Source organism: Pontibacter roseus DSM 17521 (assembly GCF_000373265.1).
In the GTDB taxonomy this organism is placed as follows: Bacteria; Bacteroidota; Bacteroidia; order Cytophagales; family Hymenobacteraceae; genus Pontibacter; species Pontibacter roseus.
The window spans coordinates 136,796-159,081 of the sequence record NZ_KB890769.1 but is presented as its reverse complement, the minus strand read 5'-3'; the positions used below and the strand labels follow the sequence as shown (position 1 = coordinate 159,081).

Annotated in this window: 20 protein-coding genes; 13 read left to right on the top strand and 7 right to left on the bottom strand. The window is 54.9% G+C overall.

The window, feature by feature from the left end:
* Window position 1: 1 nt before the first annotated feature.
* The 3 genes from B051_RS0119920 to B051_RS0119910 all read left to right on the top strand — a co-directional run bounded on the left by B051_RS0119920 (window position 2) and on the right by B051_RS0119910 (window position 3,752).
* Window positions 2–1,249 (top strand): ABC transporter permease, encoded by a 1,248-nt coding sequence (locus B051_RS0119920; protein ID WP_018479999.1) that lies wholly within the window; start codon window positions 2–4, stop codon window positions 1,247–1,249.
* A 106-nt stretch (window positions 1,250–1,355) separates the two neighbouring features.
* Window positions 1,356–2,606: an ABC transporter permease gene (locus tag B051_RS0119915; protein WP_018479998.1), complete on the top strand. Its 1,251-nt coding sequence runs from the start codon at window positions 1,356–1,358 to the stop codon at window positions 2,604–2,606.
* A 48-nt stretch (window positions 2,607–2,654) separates the two neighbouring features.
* Window positions 2,655–3,752 (top strand): efflux RND transporter periplasmic adaptor subunit, encoded by a 1,098-nt coding sequence (locus B051_RS0119910; RefSeq protein ID WP_018479997.1) that lies wholly within the window; start codon window positions 2,655–2,657, stop codon window positions 3,750–3,752.
* Between the two features lie 56 nt (window positions 3,753–3,808).
* Here the strand turns inward: B051_RS0119910 and B051_RS0119905 are convergent, their stop codons facing one another.
* A complete protein-coding gene (locus tag B051_RS0119905; RefSeq protein WP_018479996.1) occupies window positions 3,809–4,399 on the bottom strand; it encodes a hypothetical protein in 591 nt (196 codons plus the stop codon).
* A 130-nt stretch (window positions 4,400–4,529) separates the two neighbouring features.
* On the opposite strand from B051_RS0119905, the gene B051_RS0119900 reads away from it, so the two are divergent.
* Window positions 4,530–5,009: a GNAT family N-acetyltransferase gene (locus B051_RS0119900; protein WP_018479995.1), complete on the top strand. Its 480-nt coding sequence runs from the start codon at window positions 4,530–4,532 to the stop codon at window positions 5,007–5,009.
* Window positions 5,010–5,054: 45 nt separating this feature from the next.
* On the opposite strand, the gene B051_RS22110 is transcribed toward B051_RS0119900, so the two are convergent.
* Window positions 5,055–5,600: a DUF4864 domain-containing protein gene (locus tag B051_RS22110; protein ID WP_018479994.1), complete on the bottom strand. Its 546-nt coding sequence runs from the start codon at window positions 5,598–5,600 to the stop codon at window positions 5,055–5,057.
* Between the two features lie 156 nt (window positions 5,601–5,756).
* Between B051_RS22110 and B051_RS0119890 the strand changes: the two genes are divergently transcribed.
* The 4 genes from B051_RS0119890 to B051_RS0119875 all read left to right on the top strand — a co-directional run bounded on the left by B051_RS0119890 (window position 5,757) and on the right by B051_RS0119875 (window position 9,157).
* Window positions 5,757–6,548 carry a phosphatase PAP2 family protein gene (locus tag B051_RS0119890; RefSeq protein ID WP_018479993.1) on the top strand — a complete coding sequence of 264 codons (792 nt, stop codon included), beginning with the start codon at window positions 5,757–5,759 and terminating at the stop codon, window positions 6,546–6,548.
* Between the two features lie 64 nt (window positions 6,549–6,612).
* Window positions 6,613–7,872, top strand: coding sequence for a zinc dependent phospholipase C family protein (locus tag B051_RS0119885; protein WP_018479992.1), 1,260 nt, complete (start codon window positions 6,613–6,615; stop codon window positions 7,870–7,872).
* Between the two features lie 244 nt (window positions 7,873–8,116).
* Window positions 8,117–8,551 carry a hypothetical protein gene (locus tag B051_RS0119880; protein ID WP_018479991.1) on the top strand — a complete coding sequence of 145 codons (435 nt, stop codon included), beginning with the start codon at window positions 8,117–8,119 and terminating at the stop codon, window positions 8,549–8,551.
* Between the two features lie 165 nt (window positions 8,552–8,716).
* Complete coding sequence (locus B051_RS0119875; RefSeq protein WP_018479990.1) at window positions 8,717–9,157, top strand: hypothetical protein; 441 nt, start codon at window positions 8,717–8,719, stop codon at window positions 9,155–9,157.
* A 39-nt stretch (window positions 9,158–9,196) separates the two neighbouring features.
* Here the strand turns inward: B051_RS0119875 and B051_RS0119870 are convergent, their stop codons facing one another.
* The 3 genes from B051_RS0119870 to B051_RS0119865 all read right to left on the bottom strand — a co-directional run bounded on the left by B051_RS0119870 (window position 9,197) and on the right by B051_RS0119865 (window position 12,864).
* A complete protein-coding gene (locus B051_RS0119870; RefSeq protein WP_033317069.1) occupies window positions 9,197–10,711 on the bottom strand; it encodes an HTTM domain-containing protein in 1,515 nt (504 codons plus the stop codon).
* A 90-nt stretch (window positions 10,712–10,801) separates the two neighbouring features.
* Entirely contained in the window at window positions 10,802–11,290 is a 489-nt protein-coding gene (locus B051_RS22275) for a hypothetical protein (RefSeq protein ID WP_157579124.1), read from the bottom strand.
* 224 nt (window positions 11,291–11,514) lie between these two features.
* Window positions 11,515–12,864, bottom strand: a complete 1,350-nt coding sequence (locus B051_RS0119865; RefSeq protein ID WP_018479988.1) for a lysophospholipid acyltransferase family protein — start codon at window positions 12,862–12,864, stop codon at window positions 11,515–11,517.
* Between the two features lie 148 nt (window positions 12,865–13,012).
* On the opposite strand from B051_RS0119865, the gene B051_RS0119860 reads away from it, so the two are divergent.
* Window positions 13,013–14,059, top strand: a complete 1,047-nt coding sequence (locus B051_RS0119860; RefSeq protein ID WP_018479987.1) for a potassium channel family protein — start codon at window positions 13,013–13,015, stop codon at window positions 14,057–14,059.
* A 21-nt stretch (window positions 14,060–14,080) separates the two neighbouring features.
* On the opposite strand, the gene B051_RS0119855 is transcribed toward B051_RS0119860, so the two are convergent.
* On the bottom strand, window positions 14,081–14,476 hold the full coding sequence (locus B051_RS0119855) for a hypothetical protein (protein ID WP_018479986.1): 396 nt from the start codon (window positions 14,474–14,476) through the stop codon (window positions 14,081–14,083).
* 263 nt (window positions 14,477–14,739) lie between these two features.
* Window positions 14,740–14,961 carry a hypothetical protein gene (locus B051_RS0119850; protein WP_018479985.1) on the bottom strand — a complete coding sequence of 74 codons (222 nt, stop codon included), beginning with the start codon at window positions 14,959–14,961 and terminating at the stop codon, window positions 14,740–14,742.
* Window positions 14,962–15,140: 179 nt separating this feature from the next.
* Here B051_RS0119850 and carB point away from each other — a divergent pair, with 179 nt between their 5' ends.
* From carB to B051_RS0119825, 4 genes are all read left to right on the top strand, one after another.
* Window positions 15,141–17,954 (top strand): carbamoyl-phosphate synthase large subunit, encoded by a 2,814-nt coding sequence (carB, locus tag B051_RS0119845; protein WP_018479984.1) that lies wholly within the window; start codon window positions 15,141–15,143, stop codon window positions 17,952–17,954.
* A gap of 557 nt (window positions 17,955–18,511) precedes the next feature.
* Window positions 18,512–18,796, top strand: a complete 285-nt coding sequence (locus B051_RS0119835; protein ID WP_018479982.1) for a DUF4834 family protein — start codon at window positions 18,512–18,514, stop codon at window positions 18,794–18,796.
* 42 nt (window positions 18,797–18,838) lie between these two features.
* Window positions 18,839–21,274, top strand: a complete 2,436-nt coding sequence (locus B051_RS0119830; protein ID WP_018479981.1) for a YfhO family protein — start codon at window positions 18,839–18,841, stop codon at window positions 21,272–21,274.
* Window positions 21,275–21,334: 60 nt separating this feature from the next.
* The gene (locus B051_RS0119825) at window positions 21,335–22,234 is read left to right on the top strand and encodes a 1-aminocyclopropane-1-carboxylate deaminase/D-cysteine desulfhydrase (protein ID WP_018479980.1); all 900 of its coding nucleotides are present in this window, start codon (window positions 21,335–21,337) and stop codon (window positions 22,232–22,234) included.
* The last annotated feature ends 52 nt before the right edge of the window (window positions 22,235–22,286 follow it).

The window sequence follows — 22,286 nt, the reverse complement described above, 5'->3', positions numbered from 1 at the left end:
GATGTTCGATGTAGACAAATGGCAGGAGATATTGGGCACGATGCAGAAAAACAAGCTGCGTACGTTCCTAACGGCTTTTGGCGTGTTCTGGGGCATCTTCATGCTGGTGCTGCTGCTGGGAGCGGGCAAGGGCCTAGAGAATGGCGTGTATAACCGTTTTGGGGCGGGCGCGAAGAACAGCATCTACGTGTGGAGTGGCAAGACGGCGCTGGCGCACAAAGGCATGCCGCCGGGCCGGGAGGTGAAGTTCACGAATCAGGATTTGAGCGCACTGGAGCGGGAGGTGAGCGACATCAACACACTGGCACCCCGCAACCGGGTGATGGGCGAGTATACCATCAACTACAAAAACCAGAACGGTTCTTACCAGGTGTTTGGTGCGGAGCCCGGCTTCCTGAAACTCAACGGGGAGATACCTTTTCGGGGGCGCCTGCTGAACGAGTACGATGAGCGGGAGAAGCGCAAGGTGGTGGTGCTAGGCGACCAGGCGAGCCAGGTGCTGTTTGGAGAGGAGGCAGACCCGGTGGGCGAGTACGTCAACATACGGGGTATACATTTCAAAGTGGTGGGCACTTTTAAGATGCGCGGCAACAACAGCAGCCGCCGCGAAGAACGTGCTTATATTCCCTTCTCAACGCTTCAGACCGCCTTCAACCAACCCAACCAAGTGCAGATGATGGCGCTGGTGGCCGAGCCTGGTGTGAGCGCCGAGGTCATGGAGGACCGCCTTCGGAACCTGCTAGCGCAACGGCACAAGTTCGCTACAGAAGATGAGATGGCCATCGGCATCGAGAATACTGAGGCTGAATTCCTCAAGGTGATGGGCCTGTTCACCGGCATCAAGATTTTTGTCTGGATTGTAGGTATAGGCACTTTGATAGCGGGTATAGTCGGAGTGAGCAACATCATGCTCATCATTGTGAAGGAAAGAACCCGTGAGATTGGCGTACGCAAGGCGCTGGGGGCGACACCCATGTCCATCGTCAGCCTCATCCTGCAGGAGTCCGTGGTGATTACGGCCTTCTCGGGTTACCTGGGGCTACTGACCGGAACGGGTGTGCTAGCCGGGCTGGAGTACATGATGGAGTCGTCGGGGGAGGAGGCGCCTTTCTTCGCCAACCCGGAGGTAGACCCTGGCGTGGCATTGGCAGCCACCCTGGTGCTGGTGGTATCAGGCGCCCTGGCCGGTTTGATGCCCGCCCTGAAAGCAGCCAGAATAAAACCGATTGAAGCGCTGCGGGCGGATTAAGATGGTGGTTGGTTTTCAACAGTAGGTGTGGATTCAGCTACGCGCAATTACTGTCGCTTCAACGCATGCCTATCAAAGAGCAAGACATTTTCCAATCAAAGACACAATGATTGACATCGATAAATGGACCGAGATTTACAACACCGTGAAGAAGCACAAGCTCCGCACGGCGCTGACGGCTTTCGGGGTGTTTTGGGGCATTTTCATGCTGGTGTTGCTGTTGGGAGCCGGCAAGGGTCTTGAGAAGGGCATCGTGAGTGAGTTCAACATCGCCAAGAACGCCGTGTTCTTGTGGACGCAACGCACTAGTGTGCCTTACATGGGGCTGAAGGCGGGCCGCACCATCCAGATGACTAACGACGATGTGGCGGCTATACGCGCCTTTGTGCCGGAGGTGGCCGTCATCGCGCCAAGCAACCAGTTGCGCGGAAGCTTTTCGGTGGTGTACGGCACCAAGAGCTCGGCCTTCACCGTGAACGGCGAGACACCCGAGGTGCTGCAGGTGAAGCCGACCAATGTGACCAGCGGGCGCTTCATCAACCAGAAGGACATAGACGAGAAACGGAAAGTGGCCGTGGTGGGTCCTCGCACGCTGGAGCTGCTGTTCGAGAAAGGGGAGAACCCCATTGGCAAGTACATCAGCATCAAAGGCATCTACTTCCAGGTGGTGGGTGTGTTTGAGCCGCTGGGCAAAGACGAGGACGTGGTGGAGGACGCACAGACGATTTATATACCCAATACCACGTTGCAGCAGGCCTTCAACCAACCAAATCAGGTAGGCTTTCTTGCCTTGACGCCCAAGCCAGGTATACCAGCCGAGGTGGTGGAGGAGAAGGTGAAAACCCTGCTCATGAAACGCCACAATGTGGCACCCACCGATCTTAAGGCCTTTGGCTCAGCCAACATAGAAAAGGAGTTTCAGGACGTGCAGGGGCTGTTTGCAGGTATAGCGGGCTTCAGTTGGCTTGTGAGCATCGGCACTATCCTGGCCGGTATCATTGGGGTGGGAAACATCATGCTGATTGTGGTGAAGGAGCGTACCAAAGAGATAGGTATACGCAAGGCGCTGGGGGCCACGCCGATTTCTATCGTCAGCCTGATTATACAGGAGTCTATTGTCATCACAGGTTTTGCCGGCTATACCGGCCTGCTGGCCGGCACCGGATTGATTGCCCTCATAGAGTACATCATGGTGAAGAACGAGGTGCAGGCGGGCTTCTTCGGGCCTCCAGAGGTGAACCTGGGCGTCGCCGTGACGGCCACTGTGCTGCTGGTGGCGGCTGGTGCGCTGGCCGGTCTTATACCTGCCACCAAAGCCGCGCGGGTCAACCCGGTGGTGGCGCTGCAGGAAGAGTGATTTTAGCGGAGTATCAACACAAACAAACACACATTAGCATCTATCCCTATGAAAAAGGTATTTATCGGACTGTTCGTACTGGTCTTCCTGGCGCTGTCGGTGTGGCTGGGCAACTACTTCTACAAGAAATCGAACACAGACCCGGTAGTCTACAAAACAGAGGCGCCCTTCACCACCGACATCGTGAAGAAAACAGTGGCCACCGGTTCCATCGTGCCCCGCAAGGAAGTGCAGGTGAAGTCGCAGGTGTCTGGCATCGTGGAGGAGCTATACGTGGAGGCAGGCCAGATTGTGAAGCAGGGGCAGCTGCTGGCTAAAATCAAAATCGTGCCCAACATTGTGAACGTGAACAACGCGCAGAACACGCTGGAGACCGCCCGCATCAACTTCGACGAGGCCAAACGTGAACTGGAGCGGTATGAGCAACTGTATGCTAAGAAGGTGATTCCGGAGCAGGAGTACCGCAAGTACAAGGCAGACTTCAGCCTGAAGCGCGAGGCGCTGCAGTCAGCGGAGAACAACCTGCAGCTGGTGCGCGAAGGCGCGTCTAAGCGCAGCGGACAGGCCTCCAATCTGGTCTATTCCACCATCGACGGCATGCTGCTGGACGTGCCGGTGAAAGCGGGTACCTCCATCATCGAGCGCAACAACTTCAACGAGGGCACCACCATCGCCATCGTGGCCGATATGCGCAGCCTCGTGTTTGAGGGCAAGATAGACGAGTCGGAGGTGGGCAAGCTGAAGGAGAACATGGACCTGCTGCTGACCATAGGCGCCATCGAGGGCCGCGTGTTCAATGCCAAGCTAGAATACATCGCCCCGAAAGGGATATTGGAGGAAGGCTCCATCAAGTTCCCCATCCGGGCCAAGGTGATGCTCGACGAGAAGGATTTCATCCGGGCAGGGTATAGCGCCAACGCTGATATCGTGCTGGACAAGCGCGAGAAAGTGCTGGCCATCAAGGAGAGCATGCTCAAGTTTGAGAAGGACAAGCCGTACGTGGAGGTGGAGAAAGCGCCGCAGGTGTTCGAGAGACGCGAAGTGAAAACCGGCATATCAGACGGTATCAACATAGAAGTGGTGTCGGGGCTCAAGACCTCTGAGAAGGTGAAGGTGCCGGACGCCAATTCCCCACAAAGTATTTAGTGTTTGTTTAAGGTGAGTAAGAAAGCGGGTTCTGCCCGCTTTTTTATTGCCCCTGGTTAGTTGAAAATCCACTGCAGCAGCAAGTGCGAGGGCAGGTATATGCCTACTGGGAAGAAGAGCAGGGCCAGCACCAGGTATAGCCCAGGCGAAATGCTACGCTGTGGCTCGTCGCCCAGACCAAATACCCAGTTGACGTTCTCCTTCGGGTCGGTGTACAGATAGCAGAGCGGCAGCACCACCCAGGCCAGGGCCGTCTGGTAAAAAATAGCGCGGGTATCGTAGCCCCACTCCACCAGCAGCCAGATGACAATGGCCGGCAGAAAGACATGGAACAACGACAGTCCCCGCAGGAACAGGCTCTTGTCTTTATGGAACATGTAGTTGCTCAGTCCCAGTAGTCGCCTGCGTGTGAGCAGCCGCCCGAAGTAGTCCAAGTTCCAGACGAGCTCCAGCCCCAGCACCCCCACGGCCATCATGCTCAGCAGCAGGCGGCTCTCCGTCCACAGCACGATGCCTACTGAGAACAGCGCCACATCGGAGAACCACAGGAAGTTGCCGGGGCCGTAGTGCCGCCAGTACACGGGCACCAGCACCAGCAGAAACAAGGTATAGGCGATGGGTAACCAAAGGGAGATGGTCTGGTCCATAAGCTGCAGACAAGGATTTGAAAGTCCAAGAGGTATACTGCTGATGCCGTGGAAAAGATAGGGTGTAGCAGCTTGCTCATTTGGCACTGCCCTTACCTTCCCGTAAATTTGCAGAAATCACGTACCCAATATGCATACCACCGATTCCGAAGCAACCGTACAGATACTGGATTTCGAGTCGCAGCACGCCGACATGTTCCGTGCTCTGAATGAAGAATGGATAACCCGGTATTTCGTGCTGGAGGAGGCGGACCGCAAATCGCTCGGCGACCCGCAGGGCTATATCCTAGACAAAGGCGGACATATCCTGATGGCGCGTTACAAAGACGAGATAGTGGGTACCTGCGCCCTGCTGAACGATGGAGAAGGAATATACGAACTGGCCAAAATGGCTGTGACGCCCAAGGCGCAAGGTCTTAAAGTAGGAAAACTGTTGGGGGAAGCGGCCATTCGGAAAGCCAGAGAAATCGGGGCATCCAAGGTATACCTGGTATCGAACAGAAAACTGGTTCCGGCGCTTAATCTATACCGCCGGCTGGGCTTTGTGGAGGTGCCCATGCCGCCAAGCATCTACGAGCGCGCCGACATCAGAATGGAACTGGCGCTGTAGGCAAATCCGATTTGTGCCATACCTGCTCTTGTAAAAAGGTGAATATTAAATCAGGCTGCTCTGCCTGTTGCTGGCGTCCTGGCGTGCTACGCCCACGGTCATCCAACAGCCTTTGTACATGCCTTTGCGCTGCTTCGCCAGAATGAACAGGTAAGCGGCTTCTTCGCCATTCGCCCCTCTCACCAGCACCAATTGGTAGGCCGTGTCATCGGTTGTCACCAATTTTCCGGTTTTGTACGAAACAAAGTTCAGCATAGGACTGTAGGCCGGGTCGCGCACCATCATCCGGAAGTGGTTTAAAGGCCCGAGGCTCACGCGGCTGGCCGGTGAAGAGAAGTTGAAGACCGTGATGATGCCGCTGTCGCTTATGTCGTTCCGCTGCAGGGCGTGCAGCTGTATTTTGATGACCTGGCGTGGCGAAAGTGCTTTGGAAGGCTTTAAAAAGCGGGCTTTGGAGTTGAGCACCACCTCCGACTCATCGGAGGTATAGCGAATGTGGTCTTGCGCATCCATCTCTGGTATTGCCGGAAACTGCACCCACAGCAACCCCAGCAATACAACCCCTACACCGAGCAGGAGTTTGTCGTACATATATTCAAACCCTCTCATAGGAATATGTACTTTATATATACCTAAGAAGTTGTCAGTAAACAGTTTTACCATGTAGACAGGCCTTTTTCAAGGGCTAACCGTATTTTGGGTCAAACTATTTGAGGGGATTTCGTATTTAGATTGGACTTTTCTCCTATGAAAAATTTTCTCACGCCCCTGTTCCATACCTTTATCGCCTGGCTGGCCCGGCAACCACTTGTGCAGCGGCTGCAGCGTCGTTTCCCCAGAGCCTTCCGTTTTCTGCTGCGGCGCTTCGACACGACTACCTTCATTGGTCTGCCCCTGACCATACTGGTATTGGTGATTGGCATCAATGCGGCGTTGCTCTCGCAACTGGCGGAGGACGTGGTGGAGTCAGAGGGAGTGGTGGCGCTGGACGAAAAATTCACGGCCTTCCTGTACGGCATCCGGAGCAATTGGCTCAGCCAGCTGCTTTACTCTTTTACGCAACTGGGCACGCGGGAAGCCGTGTTCGCCATGGGCGGGCTGGCGACGGTTATTTTCCTATACCGCCGGCGCTATACGGCCATTCTTGTTTTCTGGCTCACCATGGCGGGCGTGGGGCTCTCGGTGCAGTACGGCAAGAAACTCATCAGCCGTGAGCGGCCTGATAAGGTGGCGTTTTACCCGGAGCACAATTTCTCGTTCCCGAGTGGCCACGCGACCACGGCCATGGGCCTTTACGGCATGCTGGCCTATTTCCTGTACCGGCACTTCAGGGGGCAGCGGCGCGAGCGGCGGCTGTCGCTGCTGGCTACAGGTATAGCTATTGTCCTGATTGGTTTCAGCAGGATATACCTGGGGGTACATTTCCTGTCCGATGTGCTGGCGGGGTTCATACTGGGTGCCATGTGGGTGCTGCTGGGTATCAGCCTGATGGAAGTGCTTACCTACGTGCAGCAGCGCAAGCCCGCTAGGGCCGGTTGAATATAGGGGCTATACTATCTATTATCAGGAAACTGCGTACAACACCATACGCACACCTGCCTTTATGAACCGTAACACCCTTATCCGATTAGTAGCCGGCATACCTGTCGTTCTGCTGCTGTTACTGGCCAATCCCGCCAAGGGGTATGGCGTGCTGACGCACCAGGCCGTCATCGACGCCGCCTGGAAAGACTCTCTGGAACCTTTGCTGCGCAAGCGCTTCCCCAAGGCCACGGAAGAGGAATTGCAGGCCGCACATGCCTATGCCTATGGTGGCTCCATCCTGCAGGATATGGGGTACTTTCCCTTCGGCAACACCTTCTTCACAGACCTGACACACTACGTGCGCAGCGGCGACTTCGTGGAGAACCTACTCAACGCATCCACTACCCTGGAGGAATACGCCTTTGCACTAGGAGCCATGTCGCATTACAACGCGGATATACATGGGCACCCGCTCGGCACCAACAAGGCGGTGGCGCTGGTATACCCCAAGGTGAAGGCGGAGCATGGGAAGGAAGTGACCTACGCTGAAGACCCGGTAGCGCATATTAAAACAGAATTCGGCTTTGATGTGCTGCAGGTGGCTCGAGGCAATTACGCACCGGAGGCTTACCAGTCCTTCATTGGGTTCAAGGTGGCAAAGGAGGTGCTGGAGCGGGCTTTTGTCCAGACGTACGGGCTTGAACTCAACGAGGTGTTCCTCAACGTGCCGCTTGCCATTGGCACCTATCGCTACACCATCAGAGGCTTCCTTCCCGACCTGACCAAGTCGGCCTGGCAAGCCAAGAAAGGAGACATACAGAAAGCCAGTCCGGGCACTACCCGGCGGGAGTTCCAGTACCACATGAGCCGGGCGGAGTTCCACAAGAACTGGGGAGCCGATTACCAGCGCCCCAACCTGCTGGCGCGCGCTGTCGCCTGGGTCATCAAGGTGCTTCCCAAGCTTGGCCCGCTCAAGCCACTATCCTTCAAGCCGCCCACCCCGGAGGCAGAGAAGCTGTTCTACCACAGCTTCAACACCACCGTGGAGAACTATACCCGGCTCATCGCGCAAATCAGGCAGCAAGGCACTCCCAAACTTCCCAACACCCAGCTTGATACGGGCCGGCCTACCCGGGCAGGCACCTACAAACCCACCGACGAAGCCTATGCCGAACTGGTTCTCCGTCTCAGCAAATCAGACTTCAAGCATACCTCCCCCTCCCTACGTCAGGATATCCTGACGTTTTACCAGCAGGAAAAAGCCAAAGAAAAAATGGAGCCGGAGGAGCGGCAAGAGGTGACTGTAGCGCTGTCAAAGCTCAAATCTGTTCATTTGTAGTGCTATTTATGCACTGTGCTTGCTGAAGGCAGCATGCACGCCATGGGAGCGCACAGAGGCCGTTGACTCAGGATATGACTATAAGAGGGCATTGTTGTGCAGAAGATGGAACAGTCAGAAAAGTGCAACCATCTGCGCCCAAAACCGATACATATAAGTCTGATGTTCTGGCTCAAAGCCTACAGTAAGTGGGCACTAAGAAGCCAGAGCAGCTACATTAAGTTCATATAAACTTCATACAACTATGGAAAACAAAGGAAATAAAAACCCGCAGTCCAACATGAATCCCAACGCGCAGAGCAACCAGCAGTCTGGCACCAGCGCGCAGTCTAATACAGCAACAGGCTCAGCTAGCCAGTCTTCCGCTAACCAGTTTTCATCTGGTAGCTCTGCCAACCAATCCGGTAGTTCCAGTGGCAGCTCTATGAACAAATCCGGTACTTCCGGCAAAGGCGGGCTGAACAACATCACCAGCAAGCTGCAGGAGTTTGGCAATTCTACCCTGAACAAGGTGAACAACCTGAGCACCACCCAGAAAGTGGTAGGCGGTTCGCTGTTAGCCCTGGGAGCAGGCTGGGTAGCGATGAACTCGAAGAACAAGAACAAGTTGAAAAACCTGGGTTCGAACATGACAGGAGCGAAAAACTCAAACAAAAAGAACCCCAACAGAAACGCGTAGTCTCAAAAGACTTGCTAAAAACAAAAAGCCGGGCAGCAGTGTCCGGCTTTTTGTGTCGTAGGGTATACCTGCCGCATCGGTTGGCGAAGTGTTTTCCCCATCCGTAGACTGCTGGTTGCGTATACACCCAAATGCTACACATTTGAACCAACAAAGACTATACCTATGAACATGATGAAAGCGTTGGCGGGAGGGCTGGCAGGAGCCGTGGTCCTGACCGTCGCCCACGAGACCCTCAGGCGATTCGTGCCGCAGGCTCCGCGCATGGATGTGCTGGGAATGCGCGCCATAGCCAAGACGATGAAGAAAGTTGGCAAGGAGCCGCCTGCCGACGGTGACCTGCATACCTGGGCGCTGGTAGGCGATGTGATTTCCAACTCGCTTTACTATAGCCTGGCAGGAACAGGCAAGGGCGCTTGGCTTCGAGGCGGATTCTTGGGAGCCAGCGCAGGCGCAGGCGCGCTGTTGTTGCCCGGCCCTATGGGCCTAGGCTCCGACCCAAGCAACCGCTCCACCGAAACCCAGGCCATGACCGTGGGGCTATACCTGCTGGGTGGTCTGGTGGCCGCCGCTGTAGGCAGCGCAATAGCCTCCGAAGAAGATTAACAGACAAAAACCTAAAGGTCCTCTGTGCGAAAGGTTGACTTACTCCGGTAGGTTGGCGCAGGTGCAGAGGACTTCTCTTTTCGGCTCCACCGGTTGGTAATCGGGTAAGGTGTATTCCTTCATGTACACCACCTGCAGCTCGCGCACCGGGTTGTGTGGGTTGGCCTCGTTCCAGCGGCGCACCAGGTAGTTGCAGTAGTACGGGCGCAGGAAGGCATAATTCACAAACAGATAGTTCTCAGAATATTTCCGCCATCGGTCGTTCTTGAACAGCGACACCACAGAGGATGGTTTAGCGTAGTCAGCGGCCTCTCCTTCCCGGTTCAGGTCAATCAGTTGCCCCTTGTTGTTGTGGCCCTCCAGCACGTACCAGCCATCGTCTTTGAACACCGCCGGCGCAAACATACCCCAGCGCTGGTCCACCCGCAGGAGATTGCCCAGCCAAGTGGTATGCCCCGTCATGGCAGGCACACGTGCATCAGCTCCCGATAGGTTCCACCAGATGCAGTAGAAGAGGATGAAGCTCACAAAGCCTTCGCGTAGGTAGCGCAGTTGTGCCTGGGACAGGAGTGGCTTATCCAAACTAAGCCGTACTTGAAGGGTAGCCGGGCTTTTGAGGCCCCTGAAGATGCGCTGGAACTGCCCCGTGAGCGGACGCCTGAACGAGGAAAGCAAATGCTTCTCCACCCAATCCATGGCTTTGGGAGGAAGCATGCCGGCAATGGAGGCAATGTTGATGAGGTAGAACAAGCCCACAAACAGTGTCAGGCTAATGCCGATGTGGAACCCGAACAGCACACCGACCACCACCAGGCGGAAGAAGCTATTGTAAAAGGGAATGAGCAGCAGAAAGGGCAGGAGCAATTCGACATACCAGGTAGTAAGCGTCAGGAACTCCAGCAACTCTGGGTAAGGGTATATCAGGCGGCCCACCGGCATCAGAATCTGGTCGAGGCTGAGGGCGTAGTAGAGGGCGGTGCCTTCGGTATGCCACTCGGGCGAGTTCTTGAGGAGAGCGGTGCAGAAGTATACCAGGAAAATCTGTAAGATATAGGCTGCCGTGGCAGCACTGAAATACGTTGTCTGCTGCAGTCCAGGCTCCCTGGACTTGGCGGCATCGTAGCTGTAGAATTTTCCCCAAGGCAGGAACATGCCCCAGAAGAGCAGCATGCGCAGCAGGTCATCGCCGCCCTGCGAGATAAAAGTGTTCCGGTTCTGCAACGACACCAGCAGCACCCAACTGACGATGGTGGCAGTGCGGGTCTTGTAGCCTAGCAGCAGGCACACGGCAAATGCAGCCGCAATGAGAAAGAGGATAGCCTGAATCTGCCACAGCCCGCTCAGGGTATGGAAAGAGAAATGGTAGGGGTTCCAGCCGAACTGGTGCAGCACATGCAGCGGCAAAACGCCCATGTTAGAGTAGTGCGCCTCCAGGTCGGTAGCCCGAATGGCCAGGTCTGTCAGGATGATGCCGGCCACCCAGATGCGCATGATGGCCAATGCACGAAGGTCAACTGTGAAAACCTTTCGCAGGTATCGGTGCAGTTGATTCATGGCATGTCAGGTTAAGGGTTGAATAAAGCAAAAAGGCAAAAACCCGGAGGTGCTTGCCTTTCTGCTGCTATACTAGTACGTGTTCGGTTACTAGCGTGGAGTTGTACCCATTGTGGTAGTACCGCCAGTAGTTGTACTACTTGTAGTTGTACCAGAGGTAGTTCCTGTCGTTGTGCCGGTAGTAGTACCAGTTGTTGTTCCAGTAGTGGTACCTGTAGTCGTACCGGTTGTGGTACCTGTGGTTGTTCCGGTAGTAGTACCTGTAGTGGTTCCAGTAGTGGTACCTGTCGTTGTACCGGTAGTAGTGCCTGTTGTAGTACCAGTTGTGGTTCCGGTAGTAGTGCCAGTTGTCGTACCCGTAGTGGTTCCAGTTGTGGTACCTGTCGTTGTACCGGTAGTAGTACCCGTTGTAGTGCCAGTGGTTGTGGTACCGGTTGTGGTTCCAGTCGTCGTGCCGTATTCAGTGTCGGTTTCCGTTGCATCTGTTTCGGTGCCAGTTGTGGTGGTGTCAGCACATCCTGACATAACCGTAGCTAGTACAAAAGAAGATGCGAGTAGATTAATGAATGTTTTTTTCATAGTCTTAATTCGTTATACTGTGTTAGTTTAAATTTCAGTATCCTTTTTACGGCTCTTTAAAGATTTGGATAAGTTTTTTACTATTTAAGTCTTTCGGAAGATGGGTAATTAGCGTTTTCTCCACGTCAATACTAGGTAGAAGTACGGAAAAGTGCAGCTGCGTTTAGTCAATCCTGGTTGTAGTGCAGGTAGAATTGTGTTGATACTGGCAACCTTGGAAACCATCAGGCATTGGCCTGCTGCTGCAGGTAATCCAGCCGGGCCTGGTCCAGTTCATCCAGAATCTCCTGCCGCTGCAGCCTGAGCTGGTTTGCCATGGAGTCCTTGCTCAGCGAGAGCCGCAGTAAGCGCCACCGCCCACGGGCATGGAGCAGCATGTTCCAGTACTGTAGTGTGAAAAAGCCGGCTGGCGGCAGGCTGAGCAAGTAAAGCAGCAGGGAGGCAGGTTCAGGGAGCAGCTGCCAGAAAAGCACCGCCTGCAAGGTATAGCACAACGGAAAGCTGAAGATGCCCACCGATAGCATGATGGGAGCCAGGAACTCCTCTTCCTCGGTGAGTGCATTTGCCACCCTGGCAGGCAGGACGTAAGGGAGGTAGTTGTTCAGCAGCCCGTACAGGTATACAGGGAAGCCTGCCACCAAGAACAAGGTAGTTCTGACGCCCCACCAGGACAGGGAGTTGCTCTTCTGCTCCGCCGTCACATGCGATAGCCCCAGGTCTTGTAGCAGCCTGTCGTAGGAGCGGAGCTTTTCCTGCAGCCTGGTCACCCGGTGTGGCTGCGTGCTAATAAAGTGCGCCAGGCTTTTCGCGATGGCTTTTGTGAGCAGGAAATCCTGCCCCTGGCTTGATGGTGTCACGGGCGTATGCGCCGCTAGTCTGTCTTTGTACACTGACTCAATCTGGCGTACTAATTCGTCCTCCTCATCTGTGGGTGTCACAACAATCAAATCTTCCAGCTGCGCCCGCATCTGCTCTGTCAATTCTGTAACGGTCCGTACGCCATCCTGCCTATACCTCTCCAGGAAACCAGCCACTTCTATGGGTTGGCCAACGTTCACAAACACATCGCTGCGAAAGCGCGTGGGGGCCGAGTAGTTCAGTCCGACGGGGAGAAGCTTTAGGTTGGCTGCCAGTCCTGCGTCTGCGGCGCTAAGCGCCATGCGAGCAGCTCCCGTCTTGAGTTTGCGCAGGCGTCTTTCGTTGAAGCTGTTCCCCTCCGGGAAGATGAGCAGCGTTTTGCCTGTGGCCAAAGCCTGGTTGCTCGCCCGAAACGTTTCCTCGTTGTTGATGGGTTGGTCCGGTGCATCCTCGCGGCGGTGGATGGGGATGAGGTTCATGCGTTGCAGCAGCCACTTCTTGAAAAGAGAGTTGAAGACCGTGCTTTTCGCGATGAAGTATACCTGCTGCCGCAGCAGCGAGGCGATGGCGATAGGGTCCATGAATGTGTTGGGGTGGTTGGCTACAATCAGCAGCGGACCCTGCTCTGGCAACAGGTGCCGGTTGCGCACTTCAAACCTCCTGAAGAAAACCCAGAGGCCGATTCTGTAAATCAGTTTCAGTATTGCGTACAGCATGTGCCAATATAGGGATTTTGCTTTGGCTTTACATAAGATGAGGCGAGGGCATGGCGGCTGTGATTTTCACGCTACAGGTATACCCAAAACAGCGACACGCGTAGTTAGGGCAGAACCCTATTCCTGAGCATCAGCAGACTCTTTGCCCATGGAACACCTCTGGCTACTTGCAGGCTTACTTATCATTTTGGTGACGGTGGCAGACCTCGCCTTTACCACCTTGTCCTCCAGCGGGGCGGGTTACTTCACGAACCTGATTACGAATACCATCTGGCGAGTAGGGTTGGGTATGGCCGGGAATGATGGGTCTAAGAAGTTTCTGGAGAAGGCAGGTATTGTCACCATCGGCTGCGTAATTGCTTTCTGGTTTCTCTCCATTTGGTTGGGTAGCGCGCTTATTTTCTGCTTCTCCGAATCATCGGTTGTGTATGGTCAGACAGGGCGGCTCACTACTGCCGCAGAGAAGTTCTACTACAGTGGTTTCACGCTGAGCACGCTTGGGGTGGGCGATTACGTAGCCAATGGCGATGGCTGGCGGATTTTTACGGTGGTGCTATCACTCACCGGCTTCATGTTGATTACAACCGCCATCACGTACATGCTCCCTGTGCTTTCTGCGGATGTGGAGAAAAAACGAATCAGCACCTTTGTCAACTCGATGGGCAGCAGCCCACAGGAGATTCTAATCAACCACTGGCAAAACGGTGAATTCAAGGGGTTGGAGAGCCATGCGCTCCAACTGGCCGACCACCTCATCATGCACAGCCAACAACTGCTGGCTTACCCCGTTTTGTACAGCTTTCACAACTCCGACCTAGAGAAGTCCGTCGCAGTTAGCATTGGCAAGCTGGATGAGGCCCTGACCATTCTGCTGGTACACATACCTGAAGCGCACAGGCCGAAGGGGCGCGCCATCATCACGCTCAGGAGAGCGATTACCCATTACCTGGTCACCCAAAAAAATTATTTCCTGAACATGCAAGAGGAGGAGCTGAATGAAATACAGATGCCAGACCTGCAGGAGCTCGAGGCCCAAGGTATACCTTTGTTGGAAATTGGGGAAGAGGTAAAGCAGCAGCAGCGGAAGCTTCTTAAAAGGAAGTCTTACATGAAACTGATTCTACGAAACGAAGGCCGCAAGCTAGAAGATATCTACAAAGCAGGTATGCCCGCTCACGCTGAGCTGGAGTTGTGAGCGTCGTGGCTAAGGTGCTTTTTACTCTTTTGACACAAGCCAGTCGTAGGCAGAGGTCAGGTCCTCGAATTCCTTCATTTCAAAGGGAAGTCGCTTTTTGGTGCTGAAAATCTGGTGCACCTGCTGGTCAGCCGTCGGGTCGAAGGGGCACAGGGAGGCGGAGCGTTTGAGCGGCAGTTTACGGAAAGCCTGTGCGTATACGTCCTTTGTCCAAGCCAAATCATCGGGCTGGAGCGGTGAAAGCAGCCGGCTGTCGGTGATGGCGTAGGAGGGGGCTAGTTGCTTGGCCAGACGGATAACCTGGATGAGCGCCTGCCGGTACTGCAGGCTGCTGCACTTGCCATACCACTGACTCAGCAATACGTTATTGGCGGCATGGTACTCTACAAGAAGGTAGTCGGTCTGGAAGTACACCATAGTTCCTGAGTTAAACTGGTGAAATACAGGCTAATGATAAATAAAAATCATGAATGTGCCAAATGTTCTTAACAATTTAAACCACTATTAATATTGTAAAATTTATATATATCTGCAGCTATATGAGTTTGTGAGGCTAAAAGCTGCAAAAGTGGGGAAAGAAAACACGATATGCTTCGGGATTAGGCAGTTAACTTAAAAAATAAGCCGCAACAAGAAGCAAATTTTTTGCTCTTGTTGCGGCTTAGGAATGTGCAGTGATTTTACTTTGTGCGCAAGTTGTTGGCATTGCTGCCGTCCAGTTCCCGTGTGTCTTTCTCTTCTTTGGCGGCCACGTTGCCCCCTTCTTCCTTGCCCTCCGGCTCCGGGTCCAATATGTCACGGTCTTCTTTTTTGATACCTTCAAGTGGCTCTGGGCTCTCGTCTGGCAGGCGCTCGCTTTCCTCTGAGTTGGTGATGTAATCGTCTTCGCGTGGTGTTTGCATGGCGTTTTAGGTTTAGGTTATACCTTGTGTACGGCTTCCGCCCCGAAGGTTTGGGTACAGGCTATGTTATACCTCGCGTGCGGAGGCGCCGGTCTGTGAATTTTCGGCTGGGCTCAGTTTTCTTTTGCCTGCCCGAACATTTTGCGCTAACTTTGGGCAATTTATACCTACCCAAGCACATGCCTAGAGACACCAGTATTAAATCCGTTCTGATTATTGGTTCTGGCCCCATCGTTATCGGCCAGGCCTGCGAGTTTGATTATTCCGGCTCCCAAGCCTCCCGCTCCCTCCGCGAAGAGGGGATTGAGGTGACCCTCATCAACTCCAATCCCGCCACTATCATGACCGATAACATCACGGCGGACAACGTATACCTGAAGCCTCTGGAGAAGAAGTACATCATCGAGATTCTGGAGAAACATAAAATCGATGCCGTGTTGCCGACCATGGGCGGGCAGACCGCCCTGAACCTGGCCATCGAGTGCGACAAGGCCGGAATCTGGCAGAAGTATGGCGTCAAGATAATCGGTGTGGACATCAAGGCCATCGAGACCACCGAAGACCGCGAGCAATTCCGCCTGAAGATGCTGGAGCTCGGGGTGAATGTCTGCAAAGGCGAAACGGCCACCTCGTTCCTGGAAGGAAAAGAGATTGCGCAGGAAATCGGCTTCCCACTCGTGATTCGCCCTTCGTTTACCCTTGGCGGTACGGGGGGCGGTTTTGTAAATACCCCTGAAGAGTTTGACGCCGCCCTGACTCGTGGCCTGCACGCCTCGCCTACGCACGAGGTGCTGGTGGAGCAGAGCATCATGGGTTGGAAGGAGTACGAACTGGAGCTGCTCCGCGACAACCTGGGCAACGTCATCATCATCTGCTCCATCGAGAACTTCGACCCGATGGGCGTGCACACCGGCGACTCCATCACGGTGGCCCCGGCCATGACGCTGCCCGACACGGTATACCAGCAGATGCGCGACCTGGCCATCAAGATGATGAACGGCATCGGGCAGTTTGCCGGCGGCTGCAACGTGCAGTTCTCCGTGAATCCCGCCGACGATACCATCATCGCCATAGAAATAAACCCGCGCGTATCCCGCTCATCGGCCCTGGCCTCCAAAGCGACAGGTTACCCCATTGCGAAGATTGCCGCCAAGCTGGCCATCGGTTATAACCTGGACGAGCTCAAGAACGCCATCACCAAAACCACATCGGCCTACTTTGAGCCGGCGCTGGACTACGTGATTGTGAAGATACCACGCTGGAACTTCGACAAATTCAAAGGCGCCAACCGCACGCTGGGTCTGCAGATGAAGTCTGTGGGCGAGGTGATGGGCATAGGCCGCACCTTCCAGGAGGCGCTGCAGAAGGCCTGCCAGAGCCTGGAGATAAAGCGCAACGGTCTGGGCGCCGACGGCAAGGAGATGACTGACTACAACGAGCTAGTCTATAACCTCAAGAACCCAAGCTGGAACCGTCTGTTCTGCATCAAGGACGCCATGCGCATCGGTATACCTACCAGCACCATCCAGAACCTAACTAAGATTGACCCGTGGTTCCTGAACCAGATTGAGGAACTGGACATGCTGGAGAAGGAGATGGAGAAGTATACCCTAGCCACGCTCCCTGCCGAGCTGCTCCGCGAAGCCAAGGTGAAAGGCTACGCTGACCGCCAGATTGCGCACATCCTGCGCTGCCTGGAGAGCGAGGTGCACGCCAAGCGTATGGAACTAGGTATACAGCGTGTGTTCAAAATGGTGGATACCTGCGCGGCCGAGTTTGAAGCCAAGACGCCTTACTACTACAGCACCTTCGATGGCGAGAACGAGAGCATCGTGAGCGATAAGAAGAAAATCGTGGTGTTGGGTTCCGGTCCGAACCGCATCGGACAGGGTATAGAGTTCGACTACAGCTGCGTGCATGGGGTGCTGGCGGCGCGTGAGTGCGGCTACGAGACCATCATGATTAACTGCAACCCCGAGACGGTTTCGACTGACTTCGACATCTCGGACAAGCTGTACTTTGAGCCGGTATTCTGGGAGCACATCTACGACATCATACAGCACGAGAAGCCCGAAGGCGTGATTGTGCAGCTAGGCGGACAGACAGCCCTGAAACTGGCCGAGAAACTGGACCGCTACGGCATCAAGGTGATTGGCACGAGCTACAAGGCGCTTGACCTGGCCGAGGACCGTGGTTCGTTCTCCTCGCTACTGCGCGACCTGAACATCCCATACCCTCCGTTCGGCGTGATTGAATCGGCTGAGGAGGCGCTGGAGCTGTGCAAGGAGCTGAAGTTCCCACTGCTGGTGCGCCCGAGTTATGTGCTGGGAGGCCAGAGCATGAAAATCGTGATAAACGAGAAGGAACTGGAAGCCCATGTGATTGACCTGCTGAAGGACCACCCGGGCAATAAGGTGCTGCTCGACCACTTCCTTGACCATGCCATAGAGGCAGAGGCCGATGCCATCAGTGACGGCGAAGACGTATACATTTGCGGCATCATGGAGCACATCGAGCCGGCCGGTATCCACTCCGGTGACTCTTACGCGGTGCTGCCTACGTTTGACCTGAGCGACAACGTGATTGGGCAGATTGAGGATTACACCAAGCGAATCGCGCTGGCACTGAACACGGTGGGCATCATCAACATCCAGTTTGCCGTGAAGAACGAGGTGGTGTATGTGATTGAGGCCAACCCGCGTGCGTCGCGTACCATTCCGTTTATTGCCAAAGCCTACCGCGAGCCATACATCAACTACGCCACCAAGCTCATGCTGGGCGAGAAGAAGATAAAGGACTTCACGTTCAACCCGCACAAGGAAGGGTATGCGATTAAGGTGCCGGTGTTCTCGCACAACAAGTTCCCGGAAGTGAACAAGGAGCTCGGGCCGGAGATGAAATCGACAGGCGAGGCCATCTACTTCATCGACAACCTGCAGGACGATTACTTCGTGAAGATTTATTCCGAACGGAACCTATACCTGAGCGTGTAGTGAGCCGCTGATAAACCAAAAGGCCTCTTCTGTCATGGGAGAGGCCTCTTGTGTTTTAGGGAGGAGTAGTCAGCACAAGTTTGTGAGAATAATTTTAAGCGTTGTAGCGGCGGCCTTGCTATTTGTTCGCTGCGTCGCTCCGTGGCCGCGGTTGCAAGTATGTCCGCTATACCTGCCAATGTGCGAGGGCTATGAAGCATACACCAGCACACAGTCAATTCCCAAGGCTCCCCTCCTTAGATAAGGAGGGGCAGGGGTGGTTGGACCCGGCACAGTGGCCGGCGATGCAGGTATACCGGTGCACGATAGACACACCCTTGCCCCCTTCGAAGGGGGAGTTTTTGCATTACTTCTCAGAAGGTATAGACACTGTAGCGTAGAACACTGGCAGGTATAGCAAGGGGTTTCCAGGTCGGTTCCATAATTCGTATCTTTGTGTAAGCTCCGCCGAAATGGCAGGCATTAACCTTTTGGCAGGAGAATTGTATCAGAAAGGGTACTGTTTTTGTTAACTGATAGTCGGCTGCGCAATGCCGGCTATACCTTAACCGACTAGCATGATCAAGTTCATATTTGTTACCATACTCGTTATCTTTTTCATCAGGCTGGTAGCCCCAGTCCTGTTCCGCTGGCTGCTGGCCTTCTTTATCAAGAAGAGCATCCGCAACGGCACATTCTTCTACTCTAACATGAACCGTGGGCAGCGCCCTTCCTACCAGGAGCCGCCGCCGAATGGCAGCGGCAGGCAGCAGGGCGGGGTCAAGATTGACTACGTGCCGGAGCAGCCGGAGCGCCGGGATTTCAACGGCGGCCAGTACGTGGATTATGAAGAAATAAAATAAAAGTCCTATCTTTCAACCTCTATTTCGAGGTTTCTGAAAGATATGATGGCTTCTATTGACTTTAAGCGCGATGTGCTCCCGCACCTGGTCGCGGTTCTGATTTTCCTTCTTCTTACTGCCGTATACTTCGCGCCGGTCCTGTTTGAGGACAAGGCCATGGCGCAGCACGACATCCTGCAGTTCAAGGGAGGCGCCAAAGAGATTCAGGATTTCCGCGAGGCCACCGGGGAGGAGACCCTCTGGACGAACTCCATGTTCAGCGGCATGCCCTCTTACCTCATCAACACCCGCTACCCCGGCGATTTCTCCGGCGTCATTCATACCATCCTAACCTTCAATTTGCCGGCTATGGCGGGCAATATCTTCATCACGCTGCTGTGCGCCTACGTGCTGCTGGTCACGCTGCGGCTCAACACCTGGCTGGCCGTAGTGGGCGCCATCGCCTTTGCCTTCACCTCCTATAACTTCATCATACTGGAGGCAGGCCACAACACCAAATCGCTGACCATCGCCTACATTCCGCTGGTGCTGGCAGGTATGTTCTACGCGCTGCGGCGGAACCTCTGGATAGGGGCGGCCATCTTCGCGCTGGGACTCACGCTCAACCTGCACTTCAACCACTTGCAGATGACTTATTACATGCTGCTCATGGTGCTCGTGTTCATCGTGGTGGAGATTATCTTTGCCATCAAGAAGGGAACGTTCGCGGAGTTGGTGAAGCGCGGCCTGGTGCTGGGTATAGCGGCTGTGCTGGCGGTGGGCGTGAACTTTGGCAGGCTTTATACCGTGGCTGAGTACAGCAAGCACAGCATCCGGGGCAAGTCGGAGTTGAGCGTGGCCAACAGCGGCGACAAAACCTCTAGCGGCCTGGACCGCGACTACGCCTTTAGTTGGAGCTATGGCGTGGGCGAGACCATGACCTTGCTCATTCCTAACTTCTATGGCGGGGGCAGCAGCACGCCGCTCGACGAGGATTCTGAGAGCTACAAAGCCTTTATGGGAATGGGGATGCCACCGGTACAGGCCGAGCAGATTGTGAAGCAGGGCCTGCCTACCTATTGGGGGCCGCAGCCGATGACGAGCGGGCCGGTATACGTGGGGGCTATCATCTGCTTCCTGTTCGTGCTGGGACTGCTCATCGTGAACAAACCCACCCGCATCTGGATTCTGGCGGCTACCATCCTCTCCATTGTGCTGGCTTGGGGCAAGAACTTTGAGGCCTTCAACTATTTCATGTTCGACTTTTTTCCGGGCTATAACAAGTTCAGGGCAGTGTCCTCGGCTTTGGTCATCGCCCAGATCACGATTCCGCTGCTGGGTATGCTGGCGCTTTACAGGGTTATCCGTGACCGGAACGTCATCCAGAAACTTGATAAAAAGCTACTCATAGCCGGCGGCATTACGGCAGGCATCTGTCTGCTGGTGTGGCTGTTTGCCGGCACCGCCAGCTTCGTGGGCACGGTTGATTCGCAGTTGCAGCAGTCATACTTCCCGGTTGATGCCATCCGCGCCGACCGCGAGAGCATGATGCGCTCCGATGCGCTGCGCTCCTTCGCCTTCATCGCGTTGGCCGTGGGCTTGCTCTACTTCTACCTCAAAGGTAAGTTGTCGGCTACCCTGGCCATTGCAGGTATAGGCGTGCTGGTGCTGGTGGATTTGTGGGGAGTGAACAAGCGCTACCTCAACGACGGAGACTTTGAGAAGCGCGTAGTGGAGAACCACTTCCAGCCTACGAAGGCCGACCAGATGATTTTGCAGGACAAAGACCTGAGCTACCGTGTGCTATACCTGCCCAACCCGTTCAACGATGCCCGCACGTCTTATTTCCACAAATCGGTGGGAGGCTACCACGGTGCCAAACTGCGCCGCTACCAGGACGTGATTGACCGCCACATCGCGCAGAACAACATGGAGGTGCTGCGTATGTTGAACACCCGCTACGTCATCACAGGAAATGAGCAGCAGCCGGTGCAGCGCATACCCGGAGCTCTAGGCAATGCTTGGTTTGTGGAGAAAGTGAAGACAGTCAACAATCCGGATGAAGAGATTGAGGCGCTGACTGATTTGGATGCCGGCACCACCGCAGTGGTGGATGTGTCGAAGTTCAAAGTGCCGGCCCAAGACTTCAGCGCAGAAGGCTCTACCATCACCCTGACCGAGTACCAGCCCAACTACCTGAAATATGAGGCAGCCGCGGCCCAGGATGGTTTGGTGGTGTTCTCAGAGGTATATTATGAAGACGGCTGGCAGGCCTACCTGGACGGACAGCCGGTAGACCACATCCGGGCCAACTACATCCTGCGCGCTATGCCGGTGCCGGCGGGCAAGCATACCATCGAGTTCCGCTTCGCGCCGAAGTCTTATGAGATAGGAAACACTATATCGCTGGTGTCCTCGGTGTTGCTGCTGCTCGTGCTGGGAGGGGCCATCTTCTACAGCATCCGCAGGAAGCCGGAAGAAGAGAAAGTGAAGGTATAGCATGACCCCACACGAGGCCCCGGTACCGTAACCGGGGCCTCGGTTTTTAATATCCGTCACATGGAAGCACCACTGCAACAACTCCACAGTCCGCTCCTGGACAAGCGAGGTATAGCGCTTTGGGTGAAGCGCGAGGATTTGCTACACCCGACCATTTCAGGCAACAAGTGGCGCAAGCTCAAGTACAACCTGCAGGAGGCGAAGCGGCTGCGGCACGACACGCTGCTAACTTTTGGAGGCGCCTATTCCAACCACATCGCGGCCGTGGCGGCGGCAGGGCAGGAGTTCGGCTTCCGGACCATCGGCATCATACGCGGGGAGGAGCACCTGCCACTCAACCCTACATTGGAGTTTGCAACGGCGGCAGGTATGGCGCTGCACTACGTCTCCCGCGAAGCCTACCGGCAGAAAACCGATGTAGACTTTCTAGAGCAGCTTTCACAGCAGTTCGCCCAGCCTTACATCATACCCGAAGGTGGCACGAATGCCCTGGCCCTGAAGGGCTGCACCGAAATCGTTTCGGACATCCCCATGGAATATGACTACATCTGCTGCGCCTGTGGCACGGGAGGGACCCTAGCGGGCATCATTGCCGGGCTGGAAGGAAAGCGTCAGGTGCTGGGCTTTCCTGCTCTGAAGGGAGGTGGTTTTCTGGAGAAGGAGATAGAACAACTGATTGAAAGCTACAACGGACAGCACTTCGCCAACTGGCGCCTCATCACCGATTACCACTTCGGCGGCTATGCCAAAGTAAAGCCGGAACTGCTAAATTTCATGCGCGATTTCCAGATAGAGCACCAGTTGCCGGTGGAGCCCATCTATACCGGCAAGCTTTTATACGGCCTCATGGACCTGATTCAGAAAGGTCACTTCCCGAGGGGCAGCCGCGTCATCGCCGTGCACACCGGCGGGCTACAAGGTAATGCGGGTTTCAGGGAGCGGTTGGGGATAGAGGTCTAGGAATGAACTTTAGCACCAAAATTGCTGTGTTGTCAGAAGAGAGAACTTAAAA

Bases quoted from the DNA above. Each gene is read 5' to 3' on its own strand.
- B051_RS0119920 (WP_018479999.1), top strand. From the start codon at position 2: ATGTTCGATGTAGACAAATGGCAGGAGATATTGGGCACGATGCAGAAA.
- B051_RS0119915 (WP_018479998.1), top strand. From the start codon at position 1,356: ATGATTGACATCGATAAATGGACCGAGATTTACAACACCGTGAAGAAG.
- B051_RS0119910 (WP_018479997.1), top strand. From the start codon at position 2,655: ATGAAAAAGGTATTTATCGGACTGTTCGTACTGGTCTTCCTGGCGCTG.
- B051_RS0119905 (WP_018479996.1), bottom strand. From the start codon at position 4,399: ATGGACCAGACCATCTCCCTTTGGTTACCCATCGCCTATACCTTGTTT.
- B051_RS0119900 (WP_018479995.1), top strand. From the start codon at position 4,530: ATGCATACCACCGATTCCGAAGCAACCGTACAGATACTGGATTTCGAG.
- B051_RS22110 (WP_018479994.1), bottom strand. From the start codon at position 5,600: ATGTACGACAAACTCCTGCTCGGTGTAGGGGTTGTATTGCTGGGGTTG.
- B051_RS0119890 (WP_018479993.1), top strand. From the start codon at position 5,757: ATGAAAAATTTTCTCACGCCCCTGTTCCATACCTTTATCGCCTGGCTG.
- B051_RS0119885 (WP_018479992.1), top strand. From the start codon at position 6,613: ATGAACCGTAACACCCTTATCCGATTAGTAGCCGGCATACCTGTCGTT.
- B051_RS0119880 (WP_018479991.1), top strand. From the start codon at position 8,117: ATGGAAAACAAAGGAAATAAAAACCCGCAGTCCAACATGAATCCCAAC.
- B051_RS0119875 (WP_018479990.1), top strand. From the start codon at position 8,717: ATGAACATGATGAAAGCGTTGGCGGGAGGGCTGGCAGGAGCCGTGGTC.
- B051_RS0119870 (WP_033317069.1), bottom strand. From the start codon at position 10,711: ATGAATCAACTGCACCGATACCTGCGAAAGGTTTTCACAGTTGACCTT.
- B051_RS22275 (WP_157579124.1), bottom strand. From the start codon at position 11,290: ATGAAAAAAACATTCATTAATCTACTCGCATCTTCTTTTGTACTAGCT.
- B051_RS0119865 (WP_018479988.1), bottom strand. From the start codon at position 12,864: ATGCTGTACGCAATACTGAAACTGATTTACAGAATCGGCCTCTGGGTT.
- B051_RS0119860 (WP_018479987.1), top strand. From the start codon at position 13,013: ATGGAACACCTCTGGCTACTTGCAGGCTTACTTATCATTTTGGTGACG.
- B051_RS0119855 (WP_018479986.1), bottom strand. From the start codon at position 14,476: ATGGTGTACTTCCAGACCGACTACCTTCTTGTAGAGTACCATGCCGCC.
- B051_RS0119850 (WP_018479985.1), bottom strand. From the start codon at position 14,961: ATGCAAACACCACGCGAAGACGATTACATCACCAACTCAGAGGAAAGC.
- carB (WP_018479984.1), top strand. From the start codon at position 15,141: ATGCCTAGAGACACCAGTATTAAATCCGTTCTGATTATTGGTTCTGGC.
- B051_RS0119835 (WP_018479982.1), top strand. From the start codon at position 18,512: ATGATCAAGTTCATATTTGTTACCATACTCGTTATCTTTTTCATCAGG.
- B051_RS0119830 (WP_018479981.1), top strand. From the start codon at position 18,839: ATGATGGCTTCTATTGACTTTAAGCGCGATGTGCTCCCGCACCTGGTC.
- B051_RS0119825 (WP_018479980.1), top strand. From the start codon at position 21,335: ATGGAAGCACCACTGCAACAACTCCACAGTCCGCTCCTGGACAAGCGA.